The 17,041-nt window shown below is 64.3% G+C and carries 17 protein-coding genes; 8 read left to right on the top strand and 9 right to left on the bottom strand.

Annotation, left to right across the window (positions count from 1 at the left end; all coding sequences use genetic code 11):
- Nucleotides 1–83: 83 nt before the first annotated feature.
- From EH231_RS15885 to EH231_RS15860, 6 genes are all read left to right on the top strand, one after another.
- A complete protein-coding gene (locus EH231_RS15885; RefSeq protein WP_124712752.1) occupies nucleotides 84–935 on the top strand; it encodes a type IV toxin-antitoxin system AbiEi family antitoxin in 852 nt (283 codons plus the stop codon).
- Between the two features lie 168 nt (nucleotides 936–1,103).
- Entirely contained in the window at nucleotides 1,104–1,703 is a 600-nt protein-coding gene (locus tag EH231_RS15880) for a hypothetical protein (RefSeq protein WP_124712751.1), read from the top strand.
- A 78-nt stretch (nucleotides 1,704–1,781) separates the two neighbouring features.
- Nucleotides 1,782–3,059 carry a PE-PPE domain-containing protein gene (locus tag EH231_RS15875; protein ID WP_124712750.1) on the top strand — a complete coding sequence of 426 codons (1,278 nt, stop codon included), beginning with the start codon at nucleotides 1,782–1,784 and terminating at the stop codon, nucleotides 3,057–3,059.
- A gap of 650 nt (nucleotides 3,060–3,709) precedes the next feature.
- Nucleotides 3,710–5,320, top strand: a complete 1,611-nt coding sequence (locus EH231_RS15870) for a hypothetical protein (RefSeq protein WP_124712749.1) — start codon at nucleotides 3,710–3,712, stop codon at nucleotides 5,318–5,320.
- 757 nt (nucleotides 5,321–6,077) lie between these two features.
- Nucleotides 6,078–7,703, top strand: coding sequence for a hypothetical protein (locus EH231_RS15865; RefSeq protein WP_124712748.1), 1,626 nt, complete (start codon nucleotides 6,078–6,080; stop codon nucleotides 7,701–7,703).
- Nucleotides 7,704–7,949: 246 nt separating this feature from the next.
- Entirely contained in the window at nucleotides 7,950–8,501 is a 552-nt protein-coding gene (locus EH231_RS15860) for a hypothetical protein (RefSeq protein ID WP_124712747.1), read from the top strand.
- Between the two features lie 50 nt (nucleotides 8,502–8,551).
- On the opposite strand, the gene EH231_RS15855 is transcribed toward EH231_RS15860, so the two are convergent.
- From EH231_RS15855 to EH231_RS15845, 3 genes are all read right to left on the bottom strand, one after another.
- Nucleotides 8,552–9,136 carry a DUF1707 SHOCT-like domain-containing protein gene (locus tag EH231_RS15855; protein WP_090427331.1) on the bottom strand — a complete coding sequence of 195 codons (585 nt, stop codon included), beginning with the start codon at nucleotides 9,134–9,136 and terminating at the stop codon, nucleotides 8,552–8,554.
- A 97-nt stretch (nucleotides 9,137–9,233) separates the two neighbouring features.
- Nucleotides 9,234–9,995 carry an SDR family oxidoreductase gene (locus EH231_RS15850; RefSeq protein ID WP_090428805.1) on the bottom strand — a complete coding sequence of 254 codons (762 nt, stop codon included), beginning with the start codon at nucleotides 9,993–9,995 and terminating at the stop codon, nucleotides 9,234–9,236.
- 50 nt (nucleotides 9,996–10,045) lie between these two features.
- The gene (locus EH231_RS15845; protein WP_090427334.1) at nucleotides 10,046–10,411 is read right to left on the bottom strand and encodes a heme-binding protein; all 366 of its coding nucleotides are present in this window, start codon (nucleotides 10,409–10,411) and stop codon (nucleotides 10,046–10,048) included.
- Nucleotides 10,412–10,536: 125 nt separating this feature from the next.
- Between EH231_RS15845 and EH231_RS15840 the strand changes: the two genes are divergently transcribed.
- On the top strand, nucleotides 10,537–10,788 hold the full coding sequence (locus EH231_RS15840; protein ID WP_124712746.1) for a hypothetical protein: 252 nt from the start codon (nucleotides 10,537–10,539) through the stop codon (nucleotides 10,786–10,788).
- Between the two features lie 64 nt (nucleotides 10,789–10,852).
- Here the strand turns inward: EH231_RS15840 and EH231_RS15835 are convergent, their stop codons facing one another.
- The 4 genes from EH231_RS15835 to EH231_RS15820 form a co-directional block, all read right to left on the bottom strand.
- Nucleotides 10,853–12,934: a PE-PPE domain-containing protein gene (locus EH231_RS15835; RefSeq protein WP_124712745.1), complete on the bottom strand. Its 2,082-nt coding sequence runs from the start codon at nucleotides 12,932–12,934 to the stop codon at nucleotides 10,853–10,855.
- Between the two features lie 453 nt (nucleotides 12,935–13,387).
- The gene (locus tag EH231_RS15830) at nucleotides 13,388–13,747 is read right to left on the bottom strand and encodes a J domain-containing protein (protein WP_124712744.1); all 360 of its coding nucleotides are present in this window, start codon (nucleotides 13,745–13,747) and stop codon (nucleotides 13,388–13,390) included.
- Nucleotides 13,748–14,076: 329 nt separating this feature from the next.
- A complete protein-coding gene (locus EH231_RS15825) occupies nucleotides 14,077–14,388 on the bottom strand; it encodes a hypothetical protein (RefSeq protein ID WP_124712743.1) in 312 nt (103 codons plus the stop codon).
- A gap of 59 nt (nucleotides 14,389–14,447) precedes the next feature.
- A complete protein-coding gene (locus EH231_RS15820; RefSeq protein WP_090427346.1) occupies nucleotides 14,448–14,867 on the bottom strand; it encodes an Hsp20/alpha crystallin family protein in 420 nt (139 codons plus the stop codon).
- Between the two features lie 131 nt (nucleotides 14,868–14,998).
- On the opposite strand from EH231_RS15820, the gene EH231_RS15815 reads away from it, so the two are divergent.
- Nucleotides 14,999–15,337, top strand: coding sequence for a MerR family transcriptional regulator (locus EH231_RS15815; RefSeq protein WP_241178035.1), 339 nt, complete (start codon nucleotides 14,999–15,001; stop codon nucleotides 15,335–15,337).
- Nucleotides 15,338–15,385: 48 nt separating this feature from the next.
- Here the strand turns inward: EH231_RS15815 and EH231_RS15810 are convergent, their stop codons facing one another.
- Together EH231_RS15810 and EH231_RS15805 are read right to left on the bottom strand one after the other, a co-directional pair.
- Entirely contained in the window at nucleotides 15,386–15,673 is a 288-nt protein-coding gene (locus EH231_RS15810) for a MerR family transcriptional regulator (protein WP_170856292.1), read from the bottom strand.
- A 684-nt stretch (nucleotides 15,674–16,357) separates the two neighbouring features.
- Nucleotides 16,358–16,801 (bottom strand): ester cyclase, encoded by a 444-nt coding sequence (locus EH231_RS15805; protein ID WP_090427352.1) that lies wholly within the window; start codon nucleotides 16,799–16,801, stop codon nucleotides 16,358–16,360.
- Nucleotides 16,802–17,041: the final 240 nt, after the last annotated feature.

The raw sequence follows: 17,041 nt of genomic DNA, 5'->3' as shown, positions 1-17,041 counted from the left end.
CGCTCGGCGGCGCTGCTGACGACCTCTGCGTCACTTTCGACGTCGCCGGGAGCCATACCGGAGTCCGCTGCGTCCAAGTACACATGCGGATTCCCTTCATCGGCGCGGAGGCTGTCGCAGCGGGCCATCTGACCAAAGGCCAGTTGCGCGCCCGCTATCGGCAGATCTACAGCGGCATATATGTCCCGCGCCGTCATGAACCATCGCTTCGTGACCGCATTGTCGGTGCACACCTGGCGGCGCCCAAGGCGGTGATCACAGGAGTGGCCGCGTCGGCGATGTATGGCGCGAAGTGGGTCGGTGACGACGCCCCTATCGAGCTCATCACGGCGACACGGCGACAACCCGGCCTGCTCGTGCGACGCGAAACCTTGCACGTCGACGAGTGGTGGACGATGGGCGGGATCCGCGTAGCCACCCCGGAGCGCACGGCATTCGACCTCGCACGCCACCTCCCACCCGGCAAGGCGGTCGAGCGACTGGACGCCCTTTCCAATGTCCGCCCCTTCGCAATCGAAGACGTAATGCTGATCGTGAAGAGCCATCCCGGGGTGCGTGGGCTTCGACAGCTTCGGGTGGCGCTCCCGCTCGTCGACGGCGGTGCTGAGTCGCCGCCGGAGACGCGGCTTCGGTTGCTGTTCGTCGAAGCCGGACTGCCCCGTCCCACCACGCAGTACGTGGTTTACGACGAGGACGGTTCATACATCCGCCGGATCGACATCTGCTGGGAAGAGTTCAAGGTTGGCGCCGAATATGACGGCGAGCAGCATCTCAAGAACCGTAGGCAATACGTGCTGGACGTCGTGGTGAACCGGGCGCTGCAGCGGCTCGGCTGGCACGTTCTGCATGTCATCAAGGAAGACCGCGCTGCGGAGATTCTCGCTGAGGCCCGCACCGCGCTGCTCTCCCGGGGCTGGCAACCACAGCGAAAGTGACGCAAACGTCGTTGGCAACGCGGCGGAGCAACCCCTGCGTCGCACTCGGGGCAAAGCGGGCTCGCGTAGTCTCTGTCAACGATGGGGGTCCCGAAGCTAGTCGCCGGAGTGGTCGTGTTGGCGGCTGGGCTGTTTCTCAGCGGGTGCTCGCACACGATTGAAGGCACGGTGACGGCCGGATTCGAGCCTTCCGGGCACTCGACGGGGTCGCAGGGTTCTCCCGGCGTGCCGGGCCTGCCCGCGTACAAGGCGCAGCCCTGCGAGCAATTGCATTCGGATCGGTGGATCGAACTGTCCGGGACCGGGCCGGACGATCCCAGGGTGCGCATCGCCCAGCCGCCGGGCTGGGAACCCGTTCCTGAGTTGGCCACGGGGGCAGTCAAGTTGGTGCTGCGCAACGTGTCGCTCAGCGATGGCGTCACCAACCCGGCCCTGTCGGTGGCCACGGCGGACGCCACCGACGGTGACCGGCCACCCAGGGATCTGCTGAACGACAGCATCAAGGGTTTCGAAGCCGGTGGCGGGCAGGACATCACCCAGGTGCCGACGGAGATCTGTGGATTCCCGGCGCTGATGGCGAACTACACGATCCCACCCGGCGACGCCGCGAAGACCATCTATGTGACCGCGGTGACGGTGATGGTGCCCCTCGGGTCGAGGGTGTGGAACGTGGTGGCGATGACGCAGAGCACCGCGCCCAACAACAAGACCTACATGGCCGACGCCCAGGTGATGCTCGCCGGGCTGCGGATCGCGATGCCGCGCTAGCTGTACCCGCATTGGCCGACGCTGCCGTTTGCCGTCGGGTAGCTTCTGCTCATTCGAACTGGGCTGAGAGGCGGCGCCGTGGCACAACGCTTGGGTGGACGCGTGTTGCCGGCATCGCTTCTCGGTGGGATGGCGTTGGCGACGGTGACTGCGCTCGGGGCGGCGCAGCCGATGACCGCGGTGCAGTTGTCGGCGCTCATCATCGGTGCGAGTTCGACGAACCCGGCCGGTGACGGCGTGGCCGATTTCTACGGTGGGCTGTACCGGCAGGGCCAGGACGAGCCTGTCGTCGCGAACTTCTTCACCGGCCCGTTCGGCGTCTACCGGGCGATCCAGGACAACAGTGGCGACGACAATGTGGTGCTGTCCTCGGGCTGGGGCGCGGCGAATGTGAGCCTGCTGCTGACCTACGGCAAGCTGACGAACGATCCCGTGGTGACTCAGCCCAAGCTGTATGTGCTCGACAACAACGTGGCGAGCCCCAACGGCGGATTCGGCACGCGGCTGCCGTTCTTCGCGGCGATCGGGGTGAACCCGATCCCGACGCCGACGGACCCGGGCGTGCCGGTGGTCAACGTGGTCTACGAGTACGACATCAACTCCAACATTCCCGCCTACCTGTGGAACGCGCTCGCGATGGCCAACTCGCTGATGGCTTATCTGGACCGCCGGCTCCAGCAGGACAGCCTGGATTTCCCGATCGACGCCGACGGCAATGTGCGCGACTGCGATGCCACCTGCCAGGAAACGCTGGACAGCGGTGGCACCGTGGTGCGCCAGACGGCCGACGGCACCGTGCGGATCAGCCGAGTCGACGACACCACCTACGTCGGTTACGAGTCCGACAACCTGCCGCTGGTTTCACCGCTGCGGGCGTTCGGGGAGCCGGGCAACCTGCTGGCCGACGCGGCCACCCCGGCGCTCCGGGCGGTGGTCGATTACGGGTATCCCGACAACGACCCGTTGGCCAACCCGCAGAAATACACGCCGGCCCGGCTGATTCCGACCCGCGAGGAGACCGAGCGGTTCGTCCACGACTTCACCGCCGGGGTCGAGGAAGGCGCCAACATCCTGCGTGACGGCGGTTCGGCGGCCCGGTCGGCGTCCGAACCGGCACCGGCTTCTGCGGCGGGTCCCGCAGCGGCGTCTGAGGCGGAGCCGGCCACCCGCCCGGTGCTGCGGAAGAGTCTGGACTTCTCCCCGAAAGCTCTGGGCCGCGATCGCGCTTCGGGTCCGCGCCGGTCCGGCGGGCCGGTGGTCGACGGGGTGCGAGCCTGGGCCAAGAAGCTGCGCGGCGAGGCAGCGACGGCGTCGGTCCATGCGCCGGATGCCGACGCGTCGTCGGCCGGCGACTGAGCCGATCTCAGGTTCTTCTCAGGTTGAAAGCTTTGCTGACGAGGCTTCGTGTCGGTCCTTTCGGACACGATTTGTTCACCATCAGTTAACACGCGGGACCAACTCATGGCGGTTGGCTCCCCACTGTTGTTGCGAATGCAAATAATGGCTTTTCGTGCCGTCCCTTGCAAACAATGGATGGGTCAATCTGGGAGTGCTGTTGCGCGGCCGCGCCGGTAGCAAAAAGGCCAGCGCCGCAACTGGACGTGGGCGCGCTTGTTGAGCGGAGCCTTGTCCGAACGGCCACTTGCGAGTCGGACGCCACGCCGATGTGAACATTGGTTATGTGTGGTTTGTGTGGAGATGGCCTGAGCTTCGTACCTCGCCTCGATGTGCCTTGGCCTAATGTGCTCCAGCAACCAATATCTCGATCGTTCCGCGGGTCGCATGGCCGGTGGGGCGCGCATTTATGCTGACGAAACCGGCGGTCAGCGACGTGCTGGGCGTAGCTGGAAACGGCTGAAAATGTAGCGGTTGAATTTGCATTGGAAAATTGGTCGACGCCGCCCCGCTCAAGTGAGTGCATGGCGTTGGCAAAGTGGATACTGTCCTGCGTCTATAGAGGTTGCGGGAGGCGGTACCGGGACTTAGCATTCTCAGGAGTTTCTAAGTTGTACTCCGGTACCGGCCCGGGTCTTCAGAGCCCGGCTCACGCTCAGGAAAAAGGGGCCACGCGTATGGCTGTACGTCCGCTCGTCACCACCGGTGTCGCACTTGTCAGCGCTGGCGCGATCGTTGCTGGGGCCCCCGCGCTGTTCGTCCCGCATAGTGCGGTCACCGTTGCTTCCCCGACGGCGGCCGCGGTCGAAGCGCACAAGACGTTGACCCAAGAGCAGATCCACCTGCTCGCGCTGTCACTGCAGGGCGCGTGGCAGTCGTTCACCCAGGGTTACGGCGGTCTCTACATTCCGGGACAGAGCCCCAAACCCGCCGAGGCCATCGACAATGCCGGGTTCCTCGAAGATGCGAACGGCACGCCCCTCTATAACGCAGACGGGACGCGCGCCACGACGGCCGATCTGGAGCCCGGTGCCCAGTACTACAACGTCCAGGGTGCCCCCGTCTACGAACTCGACGAGAACGGCGAGATCGTCTTGGAGGACGATCCCGGTAACTGCACGGCTACCGGCGCGGTCTGCAAGGACGGATTCACTGGGCTCGCGTACTACCTCAGTGACAACATCTTGCCCCTGGGGCCGATCGACAACATCTTCTTCGAGGGCGGGTTCACCGAGCTCGCGCGTCAAGCCATCCTCGTCGTCGCGACCGCAATCGACAACGTTGATCCGACCGGTCGGCTCGATCTAGCCAAGCGTGTCAACGACTTCTTCGATGGTGGCGCAACGCAACTCGTCGGCAATCTCCTTCTCGACAACCTGCCGCAGGATGGCTACGCCTACGGCCTCACGAACTCGTTCTTCTTCGGCTATGGCGTCAACACCGGCATCACTGCCGCGATCACCTACGTGGTGGATGCCATCGCTCAAGGCACGCCTACCCCTGATCCGAACTTCCTCAATCCGCTCGACGGCAACCCGGTTCAGACTTTCGACACGAGCTCCGAGGACACCGTGCTGCTGGCCAAGACCACGGCCGAGACGGAAACCACGCCTACCTCCACCGGCCTGCCGAACTTCAGCAAGCTGCTGAGCTTGCCGACGCCGAAGCTCGACGTCGAGTCGCCGTGGAAGAAGCTCACCGAGAAGCTCGAAGGTTCCACCGAGCCCACGCTCCTCAAGGATGTTGAGGGAACAGAGAACCCGGTCGAGGGCGGCACCGGAACCACCCCGCTCGGTATCGAGCTTCCGACGCTCGAAGCCCCGAAGTTCGAGGCCCCCAAGGCGCCTGAGTTCAAGCTGCCCGAGTTCAAGGCGCCCGAAGTGAAGTTGCCTGAAGTCAAGGCTCCCGAGGTGAAAGTCCCCGAGTTCAAGGCTCCCGAGTTGAAGGCGCCGGAATTCAAGGCACCGGAATTCAAGGCGCCGGAGCTGAAGCCCGACGTCACTCCCAAGAGCAGCATCAAGGACAAAGAGCCTGCCGCGGAAGACGAGACCAAGACGGGCACCGATACCAAGACCGGCAACAAGGTCACACCGCCCATCCTCTTCGGTGACGGCAAGCCGAAGGGCGAGTCCAACGGCAGCAAGTTCCTGAAGAAACTGGGCGAGGCCGTCAAGAATGCCACCGGCGGAGAGAATGACTCGGGAGAAGGCGGCGACAAGTAGTCACCCGCTCTCACACCGTGGCCCCTGCCCTTTTGGCGGGGGCCATGGTGTTTTCGTCTGTTTGGACCGCAATCTCAGGTTTTTCTCAGGATCTGACCGCGTTCAAAATGTTCGCTACAAGGCCCGTGACCTGCGGTTATTTACTTCTCCGTAAGGGCATGTCTTTCGTGGCTCGGTGGCCGTTGTTTTTCCGGTAATGCCGATTTGAATCAATCGTGGCCGCTGTCGCTTCCCCGCGGGGGTGGTTGGTTTGGCTTCCGCAGGGCTTCGGCGAGCGGACCGGCCGGACTCGAAGTGACCGACGCGCGGCGTGCGGTCGGGGCGGCGAGTGGCCGCGGATCGGTGCCTGCCGGCGCGAGCATCATGCGGCCTGACCTAGGGATATGACCGGCTCCGCGCCGAGCTGTTCGGATGAACGCCCGAGTGTGCCGCACCCGCACGGTCGGCGCTCGCGCAACGGGTTCCGCGGGCTGCAACCCGCGCCTTTGCGCTCAGCGGGCTCCGCGGCAACGGTATTCATAATTAGCTGATTCTGTGCCGATCGGGAACGTCTCGTTCTGCATCGAAAAATTGGCCGGAGTCGCAGCGCAAGAGAAGCGCGGCGGCGGTGCGTCGCACGCTCCGGTTGTGCCTGGATAGAGGTTGCGGGTGGGGGTGCCGGGAATTACCCTTCTCAAGGACTTTTAAGGTTCTACGCAGGTACCTGCACGGGTTCTCCGGAATTCCGCCCACGCTCGAGATAAGGGGCCACACCCACATGGCAGTCCGTCCGCTCGTCACCACTGGCGTCGCCCTCCTCAGCGCCGGCGCGCTTGTCGCTGGGACCCCTGCGCTGTTCGTTCCGCGCGACGAGATCACGGTGGCCGCCTCGAGCGCGGAAGCTCCTGCGCAGCGGACCATGACGGCGGAACAGATGCAGTTGGTGGCGCTCTCGCTGCAGGGTGCGTGGCAGTCGTTCACCCAGGGTTACGGCGGCTACTACTACCAGGGTGTCGTTTCCGGTCCCACCACCGGCTACGTCCTCAAGGACGGCAAGCTCGCATATCCGGACGAGAACACTCCGGAAGACACAGCTCTCGTCGGTCCAGATGGAAAGCCGCTTTACCGCGACGCGGCCGCCACGATCCCCGCGACCGTGGGCGACATGGGCGATGGCGTCCAGTTCTATGACAAGGCCGGCAAAAAGGTCAACGAGAACTTCTACGCTCCGGGTGACTGCTCTGCGACCGGCTCGGTGTGCAAGGACGGGTTCACCGGCCTGGCGTACTACCTCAGCGACAACATCCTGCCCCTCGACATCGTCGACAACATCTTCTTCGAGGCCGGCTTCAACGAATTCGCCTACCTCGGTTCGGTTATCGCCGCCGCGGCCGTCGATGCGTTCGACCCGACCCAGCGTCTCCAGCTGTCGAAGCGCGTCGACGAGTTCTTCGGGGGCGGGGTCGCTACGGTCGTCGGCAGCATCCTGAACGACAACCTGCCGGACGGCGGTTTCGCGCAGAATCTGAGCAACTCGTTCTTCTTCGGCTATGGCGCGAACACGGGCATCACGGCCGCCGTCACCTACGTTGTCGATGCGATCACGCAGGGGACGCTGGACCCGGTGCCGGGTGGCGTGGCCGAAGAGGAGAGCGCCGACGTCAGCCTGCTGGCGGCCAAGGAAGAGACCGAAGAGAAGGCCGAAACCGCTTCGGACGCCGTGAGCTCCACGAGCCTGCCGAGCCTCAGCAAGCTGCTGAGCCTGCCGACGCCGAAGCTCGACGTCGAATCGCCGTTCAAGAAGCTCGTTGAGCGGCTCGAGGCGCCCGCCGAGACCAAGCTCGTCTCGACCGTCGAGGTCAAGGACGAGGAAAGCGCCGTCGACGAGACCGCTGAGAGCGGCACCGAGACGGCCACGCCGGTCGAGGTCTCGAAGCCCGAGGCTCCGAAGTTCGAGCTGCCGAAGCTGCCGAAGCTGGACTTGGGTCTGGACCTGGCGCCCAAGACCGCGACCACCGTCAAAGAGGTCGCGGACGTCAAAGAGGTTGCGGCTGAGGAGAAGTCGGCGGAGGAGCAGAAGTCGACCGAGGCGAAGCCCAGTGGCGCCGAGTCGACTGACGCCGGTGCTGCGACCAAGACTCCGAACAAGTTCGCTCCCAAATCGCGCACCACCGAGCGCAAGAAGTCGGCCGGCGAGAAGTTCGTCGAGAATGCCACGAAGAGTCTCGAGAAGGCATTCAAGCCCACGACCAAGGCCGGTGCGGGCAAGCAGGAGACCGCCAAGGGTGACACCGCCAAGGGTGACACCGACAGCTCCTCCGGAGCCGCCTCAGGGGCCAAGGCCGGCAACGCCCACTCCGACACCAAGGACAACAAGGGCACCAAGGACAACAAGGACAAGTAACGCCTGATCCCACGCGACGGCCCCCTCCAAAACGGAGGGGGCCGTTGCGTTTTCACGTGCTTGGACGGTTCCTGTGTACGAGCTGTGAATTCTCGTGATCATGTGCCGAACAGCAAATGAACAACGTCGCCACTACCTACCGCTGGTGTCTGTGGTGCCTTAGGTTCGCTGGCGGGCCGGTGGCAATGTCAGCTGTGTGGCCCGAATTTAGCTGCGGCGCAACGCCACTCACGAGAGGTAACAGGCATGGCAAAACATCGGAAGATGTCCGAGCGGTCGGTGCGGACGCGGACGTTGGTCGGGGGCGTCATCGCGGGCGGTGCATTGGCGGTGGCCTTGCCGACCGGCCTGGCGTCCGCTGACTCCAGTGCGTCGGGCAACGCGGTGGGCAGGCCCGCCTTCGACAACCCCGCGCCGGGAGTGCGGGCGGCACAGGCCGTCGGCGACAAGGTGTTCAACCAGACGCCCGGCGTCAACAAGACGCTCGACGACAGCCCGTTGGGCGAGGTTTACCACACCAACTTCGGCACGGCGAACTACGCCGATCCCAGCAAGGGCACCAACGGTGTGGTCCAGGGGGAGCTGAACGTCAACGCCGGTAAGTACTACTACAACCAGACGCAGAAGTACTCGAACCAGTACCTCGGCAACAAGATCCTCCCGGACGAGAAGGACCTGCCGGGCACCCTGCCCAAGGCCATCGCTGGGGACGGACCCACCGCCAAGGTGTCGAGCGCGAAGCCTTCCAACGCGAACAAGTCCTTGACCTGTGTCGCCGCCGCAAGCTGCAACCACTGATCTGTCGGACATTGAGACGGGCGGGCCTTCGGGCCCGCCCGTTTTCGTTTTCAGTCCTCGATCTGGTTGCGGCGCTTCTTGCGTTTCACGCTGACGCTGCCCCACAGCGAGAAGCCGCGGATGTGGACACGCGGCGCGCCGGCCGTGCCGTCCCCGTCGACGCTGTGATCGAAGTTCCCCATCACGCCCGTGCCGTCGAGATCCACATTCACCTCGGGCGGCACCAGGATGGTCTGCCCGCCGAAGATGGAATAGGTGCGGACCTCGACATCGGGTGCGGTGAAATCGGCGTAGCGAAGGTCGACCACCCCGCCACCGAAGAGCGCGAACGTCGTCAACTTCTTCGGCACGTTCCACCGGCCCCGGCGCTCGAACCCGCTCATGATCGCCAGCAGCAGCGTCGAGGGGGCAGGCCGACAGTGGCCGGCCGAACAGTTGACCGCGCCGGGAAGGTCGCGGCTCAGACGCGCCAGATCGTCGTAGGTCTCAGCCGCGTAGGCCTTTGCTAGCCGGTCCTCATACTCGGTCATCGGCAGCCGGCCCGCGGCGGCAGCATCAGTGAGCAGCTGCGCCACCTGAATGCGGTCGGTGTCGGCAGCCCGCATCGACCTGTCCTGCGGCGCTGAAGTGCTCATCGCTGTCGAGCCTACGACGATCGCTGTCACATGCAAGACCGATGGGGAAACTGTGTCGCCATGGTTGCGACAGTGACGCCTGCTCGGCGTAGATGATCTATCCGCCCGTGCCCAAATAGTCCTGGAACGATACGCCGTCGATCGCATTTTCCGGGGTCAGATTGGCTCCCGACCTGTAACCGGCGACGATGCGACCGGGCAGGGTGAATCTGGCCACGCGACGTACGCTGTTGTGTGCTGAGAGATACATCTGTCCCAATTCTGGGTGACTGTGGATGCTGGGGCCGCCGATGTCAGACACCCGCCCGGCCGGTTCGGAATCGATCAATGCGACCAATCGGGTCGCCACATCGCGGGTGTCGATCGGCTGGAATCGGACGTCCCGCAGGGCCCACAAGAAGGGCAAGAATCGCTGCGCCGAGAACGTCTTTTCGATTAGCTCGTGGAACTGTGTGGCGCGCAGGATCGTGTGCCCCACACCCGATGACTCGAGTGCCTGCTCGACCCGCAGCTTGGTCTTGTAATAAGGAAGCGGGATGTCGTCGATCCCGACGATGGAGATGTAGATGAGATGCCCGACGCCCTTGCGTCGCGCAGCCTCGATCAGATTCCGGGCCGCCCTGATGTCCTTACTGCCGGTGGGCTGAGTGGCGCAATGGAGGACGACATCCACGCCGTCGAGTGCGGCGTCCAAACCGTCGGACTTGAGCAAGTCGGCCTGGTGCCAGTGCACGCCCGTGTAGCCGACTCGCTCCCGGCGGCTCAGTGCCCGGACATGATGGCCGGCCTCGGTCGCCTCAGGCACGACATGGTGGCCGAGAGTGCCGGTCGCCCCGGTGACGAGCACAGTGCGTGGCATGTTGGCCACGCTACCGACGCGTCCCCGGGGCTGTTAGCGAATGCGTGGCTTTAGATGACGCCGGAGATCTCGGCTTCGAGCGGGATGTTGCAGCGGTTGCGCAGGTCGATGGCGGGTCTGCGGATCGCATCCAGCTCGGCGCGCACCTGAGGGTTGTTGTTGAGATAGGTCTTCGTCTGCTCGGCGGCGGCAGACTTACTTTGGCCCTGGAGTCCGGTGAGGAACGCGTTGACGTCGGGGTGAGTGAACAGGTAGCCACTCATATTCGATGACACGTCGCCCATCACCGCCGTTACATCGGCCGTGGTGCAATTCGGCGGCTCGGCCGCTGCGATAGCCGAAGCCCCGAGGGCCACCGCTCCGGCCCCCAATACGATTGCGGTGACGCGAATCAGTGAGTGCGTTACGCGGTTCATCGGACTCCTCGATCATCGGACGCGGTGACGTGCGGTGGTCTATGTTTGCGGTAACAATAACGTGCCTGACAATTTCGCGTGTGAGCTCTATGCAAGGTCGATCCAGATGAAGGGAAAGCACCACCATGCCGCAGATGCCAAAATTCCTGGTTCTCGGTGCCGCAGGGTTGGGCGCTGCGGTTGCGATCCTCGGCGCGCCGACTGCCTCTGCCGATCCTTCGCTGCTGCCGCAGTGCGAAACGACGGGTGGGAGTTCGATTGCTGGCGGGCAGACCACCGACTGCGCGTCGGAAGGCAACGTCCAAATCGACTCGACGCCAGGCGTGTACCCGGGCGAGGAAGAGTTCTACGGCTTCCCCGCATTCGGCTTTATCTGAGCCCACTGACGGGCCAGCCGCAGGCGTCGTCATCGGACAACGCCTGCGGCCGGGTGGTCAGCGCCTACGCGGCCGCGTCAGACTTCTTCTCTGACTTCTGGGCCTTGGCCTTGGTTTTCGGGGTGTTCTTCTTCACGGTGTCGGCGGCATCCTTGGCCACCTTTTCCACCTTCTTCTCGGCCTTGTCGATGGTGTCCTTGACGTCCTTGGCCGCGCCCTGCACCTTCGCGACCGTCTCCTTCACCGACTTCTTCAGCGGATCCTTCGGATCGGCGGCGTGACGAGCCTTGGCTTTGGCCTCAGGCTTGATCTTGACGGACTCTGAGAGCCTCGTGACGTTCTTGGAGATCTCGTTGTCCTTCAACGAATCCTGGTCCAGTCCGACGTCTTTGAGCGCGTCCTTGAGGGTGTCCTTGAGCGGCGTGGACTTGGCGCTGGTATCGGTCTCGGCGGCCTCGATGCTGAGCGTCTTCAACTGGCTGCCGCTAGACGGCACCGAGGTGATCGCCTGGGCACCGGACTTGTTGGCGGTGGAGCCGTTGACCTTGAGGGCATTGTCGATGGCGGCCTCGACCTGAGCGTTGATGTCATCGAGAGCGTGAGTGACCGGAGCCAGGCCCTTCTCGACGGCGTCGAACATCGGGTCGGCGACGCCCTTCTGGATACCCTCCAAGGCGTCGCTCATTGCCTTGGCGACCGCCACAGATACGGCGTTCTGCACGATCGGCTTGAAGTCCGCGCCCGGAAGCTTCGGAGTCCAGGCCTCCGGGTTGAGGGCATTGTCCTGAATGCCGTCGACCAACGCGTCGAAGACCGTCTGAACCGCCGCCAGTTGCTGCGTCGGGGTGAGCGGGGAGTGCCAGAGGTAGGCCTGGTCACCGGCTTCGTTGAACGTGCGCTCCAGGGTGGTGGGGTCGACGTCCTGGTAACCCATGTTGACCATCTTGCGCAGCGCGCCTTCGACGCTGTCGGTCAACGGAGTTGGGATATCAACGCCCGGAACGAGATTGGCCAGGTGCGGGACCGCACGGAACGGTTCAAGCAGCGGGAGATTGCCGGAGTCGTAGGTGATGTACGTGGCGTTTCCGGGGAAGGCGAGGAGTTTGATGCCAAGGCCGTCGAGCAATTTGCCGAGGCCTGGAATCAATGAAGTCCCCTGGCCGCCGGTGGGGTCGACCATTACCTTCACGCCGTCGGCGATGCCGGCGATCAACTTCGGTAAGACGTGGTTGCCGATGTTGTTGTCCTCATCGGGCAGGAGGTAGGTCAGGAACACCCCGGCAGCCAGCGAGTTGGCCCAGGCCAGCGGGTTGAGTGTGGTGGGCACATCCGAGAGCGGGTTGTAGGCCCAGGTGATGTCGAGGATCGAGGTGTTGAGGACCTTGGTCTTGTCGGCATTGGTGTAGCTGCCGGCATCCGGCGTGGTGAGGTCAAGTCCGAACAGGTTGGTGAAAGGGGTTGCCAGTGCGAACAATCCACCGCCGGGGCGGCTGACGTTGTTGACGAAGATCAGCCATTGGCCGGTGACCCCGATGCCCCAGTCCGGGTCATTGGATTGCACCGCATTGATCATGTCGCGGTAGGCGAGCGACGTGGTGAGCCCGCCCAGGCTCTCGGACAGGATGATGTCGCGACGCTGATTCAGGATGGGCGCGTTGCCGACGAGCCAGTCGACGATCTTGTCGATGACGGACCCGTCGCGAACGCCGAGCAGCTGAGCCAGGGCATCGGTGGTGTAAGTCAGCCCATTGACCGCGTCGTACACATCGCTGGGCATCGGACCCTTGACGCCGGCCTCGATCGGCGATACGGCGTCGAGGAAGTTGAGCAGCCCAATGACGGTGTCGGCCAACGCGGTATTGCCGGTCAAGCCGCCGGCGGCCTTGATCACGTTCTCAGGAGTGATCCCGAGGGCTTGCGCAGTCCAGAAGATCGGGCCGACCCCGTAGATCCCGACGATATCGGGGACCTGGCCAACGCCTGCGGTCAGCTCGACATCCGCTTGCACATTGCGGTTGTGGGCTGCCAGCGCCTCCGGCGCGGAGGATGCGACGCCTGCGGTCAACGCTGCCGTAGTAGCGATGACCGCTGCCGCGGTGGCAGCGGTCTTGGCCTTGGACAGACGGGGAGGAGTGGGCTGTGACATCAAGCGCGCCGCCTTCGATATGTGACCTGGCTGACAAAGTGCTTGCACAATGTAACAACAGTTATTTCCTCTGTGGCAAATTTGCCGAGATCGCGATCTTGGGTGTAGTCAGCCCAGCCTCCCGCTGCGGACTCCGTCGTCGACCAAGGGGCATGTTCTATGCGGCAGGGTGATTCGCCGTGGTCGCGGTGGGGTGCGGCGGCCGCGCGATCTGTCATCGGTTGGCCGGGCTGGTTGCGGTCATCGCATCTGCCCGCCGAACTGCAAGTGTCGGACACCTTGGCCACGGCCGGGTGCACCCGCGTCGCACGCCCCCGATCTGGGAGCTGAGCCCACGGGTTATGACGCCCGCCGGGCAGTGGACAGCCACGATTTTGGGGGGGTGAGCCCGGGCTGACACCGGTAGCGGGGGCGATGTCCGGCTGATCTCAGCCCGCGCTCACGCTACCGGTGTCAGCGGTGGCGGCGTACGGGGCCGGCCCGCAAGAGCGGGGCGGTCGTGTTGGCGTCCGTGGTCGGGCTGCGGTGGGTGACTGGGATCGAGACGGCGCCTGCGGCGGGATGGTCGGCGGGGATGGGTCGTTGCGGTGTGCCAGTGGCACGGTCATATTCGGCGCGGCGGGCGGGATCGCGCAGTTGGGCGTAGGCGGCCAGGAGCTGCTGGAGGTGTTCGTCGGCGATGTGTCCGGACGGCGTCTGACGGGTGTCGGGGTGGTGGGCGCGTAGCCGGATGCGGTAGGCGTGGGTGATCTCGTCTTGGGTGGCCTCTGGTGACACGCCGAGCACCCGGTAAGGGTCGAACTGGGTGCACACCGTCGCTACCACCTCTCGGTGTTGGGCGGTGACTCCCGGGCTTTCGAATCCCGGGAGCCACCGCGGTGGATGGATTCTTCGGGCACCCGTGGCCGGTGTCGGGGCGGGGTTGGCCCGCCACCGGGCGAGGGTGTTGATGTGGGCCTACGACGCCGTGTGTACGTGCCACGTTCGGTGCGCCACTACTGGTGGCGGTGCGTGCGCGGACCGGCATCCGGCGACGGTGTCGGTGGCGGTGACGCCACTATCTGACAGGTGTGCGCGACACCGGCGTCGTTGGCTTAGTTGAGCATCGAACGAATGTCACCTCCATTGCCCGACAAGGTGTTTCAGTACCAGATCACCAGGTGGTACGGAGGTGAACGCTGGGTGGCCCACACCGGCACGGGCAGCCACCGCCGCCGCAGCCACCGCCGCATCGCCGGCATCGGTGCGCCCGGGCGCCTGCGGCGGCCGCTGAGCGTGCTGAGGTAGCTGGGGCGGGGCCGGGGCGTAGACCCCTCGGCGGCCAGGTCGGCGAGTTCACGCTCCCATAAGGCCTCATCCTGTAGCAGGCGTATCCATTCGGCCTCCACGATCGCCGCCGCCACATCGAGCAGGCTGTGGTCCCATCGGATATCGGGTTGGATATCGGGCGCCATGTCACTCACCCCCTTTCCCGGATGCGGCGTCCCGGACCCCGCGGGTGCGGTGGGCCTCGTCAGGCGTTGATTGGGGTCTTGTCGGTCTTGCTCGTGATCTCGATGCGGCGGGGCTTGGCTTTCTCGGCCACGGGGATGGTCAACCGCAACACCCCGCCGGCGTAGTTGGCTTCGATCGCGTCGGTGTCCAGTGTGTCGCTCAAAAACAGTTGTCGACTGAACACCCCGCGAGCACGCTCGGACGAGATCATTTCCCGGTCGGGATCCGGTTCGGGACGCTGGGCGTGCACGGTGAGCACATTGCGCTCCACATCGAGGTTCAGCGAATTTACGTCCACCCCAGGCAGATCGAACTCGACGATGAACAGGTCACCCTCGCGCCAGGCGTCCATCGGCATCGCTGCCGGACGGGTCGTAGTGCCCAGCACCTGCTGGGCCAGTCGATCGAAGTCACGGAACGGATCGGTACGCATCAACATGATTTCTGCCTCCTAACCCACTCTGCTGGTTACAGATGATCTATGTCGTCCGGCATAGATTTCTTATAGCACTCCTTTCCGACTCGTGCAAGGATGAATGTCGACCAAATCGGAGAAGGGAACGTTGGGACGTGCAGAGCGATGCGTTGACGCGATCGGCGCGTGGGGTATACGGCATTTCTGTGGCCGCCGAGCTCAGCGGGATCGATCCGCAGACCCTGCGCCTGTATGAGCGGCGCGGGCTGCTCACCCCGGCGCGTACTGATGGCGGCACCCGCCGCTACAGCGACGACGACCTCGATCGGCTGCAGCGGATAGCCGACCTGGTCGCCGACGGTGTCAACATCGCCGGCATCGCCCAAATTCTGCCGCTGCAGGATCGCAACGCCGAGCTGTCGTCGGCCAACGGTGAGCTCACTTCGGAGAATGCGCGACTGAGATCGCAGAAGCCGCGTAGCGGGCGCCGATGACGCTGCGCGGCCGGGGTTTCTGCTGCCGTGCGGACACCAAGGCGCAGTTCAGGATTGCCGATCGTCGTCAACGGTGCGGTCGTCTATGCGCTGCTGTAGTGCGGCGTTGATGGCGTGCGCCTCGGCGAGCTGGTCCTCGAGAATGATGATCCGGCAGGCCGCTTCCAACGCGGTCCCCTGATCGACGAGCTCACGGGCACGCGCGGCGATCCGCAGCTGATAGCGCGAATAGCGGCGATGCCCCCCTTCAGAACGTTGCGGGGTCAGCAGTTTGGCCTCATCGAGGCTGCGCAGAAACGCCGGAGTGGTATCAAGGATTCGCGCAGCACTGCCCATGCTGTAAGCGGGGTAGTCCTCGTCGTCGAACTTGTCATTCGCGTTGGGTTCGTTCGAACCGCTCTGTGGTTGTACGACTACACCTTTCGAACAAATCAACGGCGTGTCCCGGTTGGGGGATGGCCTACCGGGCACCGTACCCGCTCGCTTCGGTCGGGCGACGTTGATAGGGAAGGGGTTCGGTGTCCCCCGGGGTATTGAACCACTACCTCTGGGGGACACCGAACCGCGGGAGATCATGGGCATCTCCCGGCGCTACTAGGGATACTGCAGGATCAGCCGCACAGAGACTCGCGCGACGATCCGACGGCAACTCCCTCCTTTCGCTGTTTCTCCACCTTCGCCACGGTCTGAAGGTCAACGTGCTGTCTGACCCTCGTGCTGCGTGACCGCGCTGACATCACACTTCACGGGCAGTTCATCATCTCCCGTGCCACTTAACCTCTGCTCTCAGCACTGGCTACTTTAGCGATACCAATCTCGAATGTCTACATCAGCCAGTGCAGAATTTTGGGTGGTGCCGATGCGGGGATTGCTACGGAGGTCATCCCGCGGTCCGCGAGAGCGCCACCTCGTCGAGTGGGAGGCCGGCTAATGCTGCTCGTTGTCGAGCGACGTGTCGTTGCGTGGGCAAGAGTGCGGGTCCAGGGCCGCGGCCGGCCCTGGACCCTGCGGGGGATTAGCTCAGGCGGGCGCCTTGTGTTCTGCCCCTGCGGGGATCAGGCCGAGTTGCTGCAGCATTCCGAGGGTGTCCCAGGTCACCCAGCTCTCCGCGATCTTGCCGTCCTCGATCCGGTCGACATCGGTCAGATTGATCCGGCTGTGCTTGCCGGTGGCCGGCTGACCCATGATCTCTCCGGTGTTGTCTCCCTGCGCCTCGATCATCGTGCACACGTAGTCGCCCTCGGCGAGCTGCATCTTGATGTCGAATCGCATGTTGGAGAACGAGTTCCGGTACATCCCCATCAGGCTGCGCATGTGCTCGGGACCGCGTTGATCGCCGAACGGATCCTGCGTGTCGTGGAAGGCGGCGGTAGGGGCGACCAGGTCGTCCAGCTCACTGAGGTCGCCGGAAGCGAATACCTCCCATATGCGTCGGGAAATTGCCTTGTTCTGGTCACTGGCCATGATTCCGGCCTTTCGTGGGGAACCCGCACGGCAGAGGATGTCCGCACAAGAAACGGTAGAACCGCCATCAGCGATGCGACAGAGTCCCTACAGCGTTTGCTGTCACAGGCAACTACCGTCAACTCCGCGCACAATGTCTGAGCTGCTGCGTCTGCAGCGTGGGTGTGGGCCGATGCCGCAGATTTTGCCCTGCGCTTCGGTCCGACGCCGATGCGTCAGACTGCGCGGAACGACTCTCGC

The sequence above is a fragment of the Mycolicibacterium nivoides genome (assembly GCF_003855255.1).
Lineage (GTDB): Bacteria > Actinomycetota > Actinomycetes > Mycobacteriales > Mycobacteriaceae > Mycobacterium > Mycobacterium nivoides.
The sequence above is the reverse complement of the archived record's forward strand: the minus strand, read 5'-3'. Positions and strand labels throughout refer to the sequence as shown.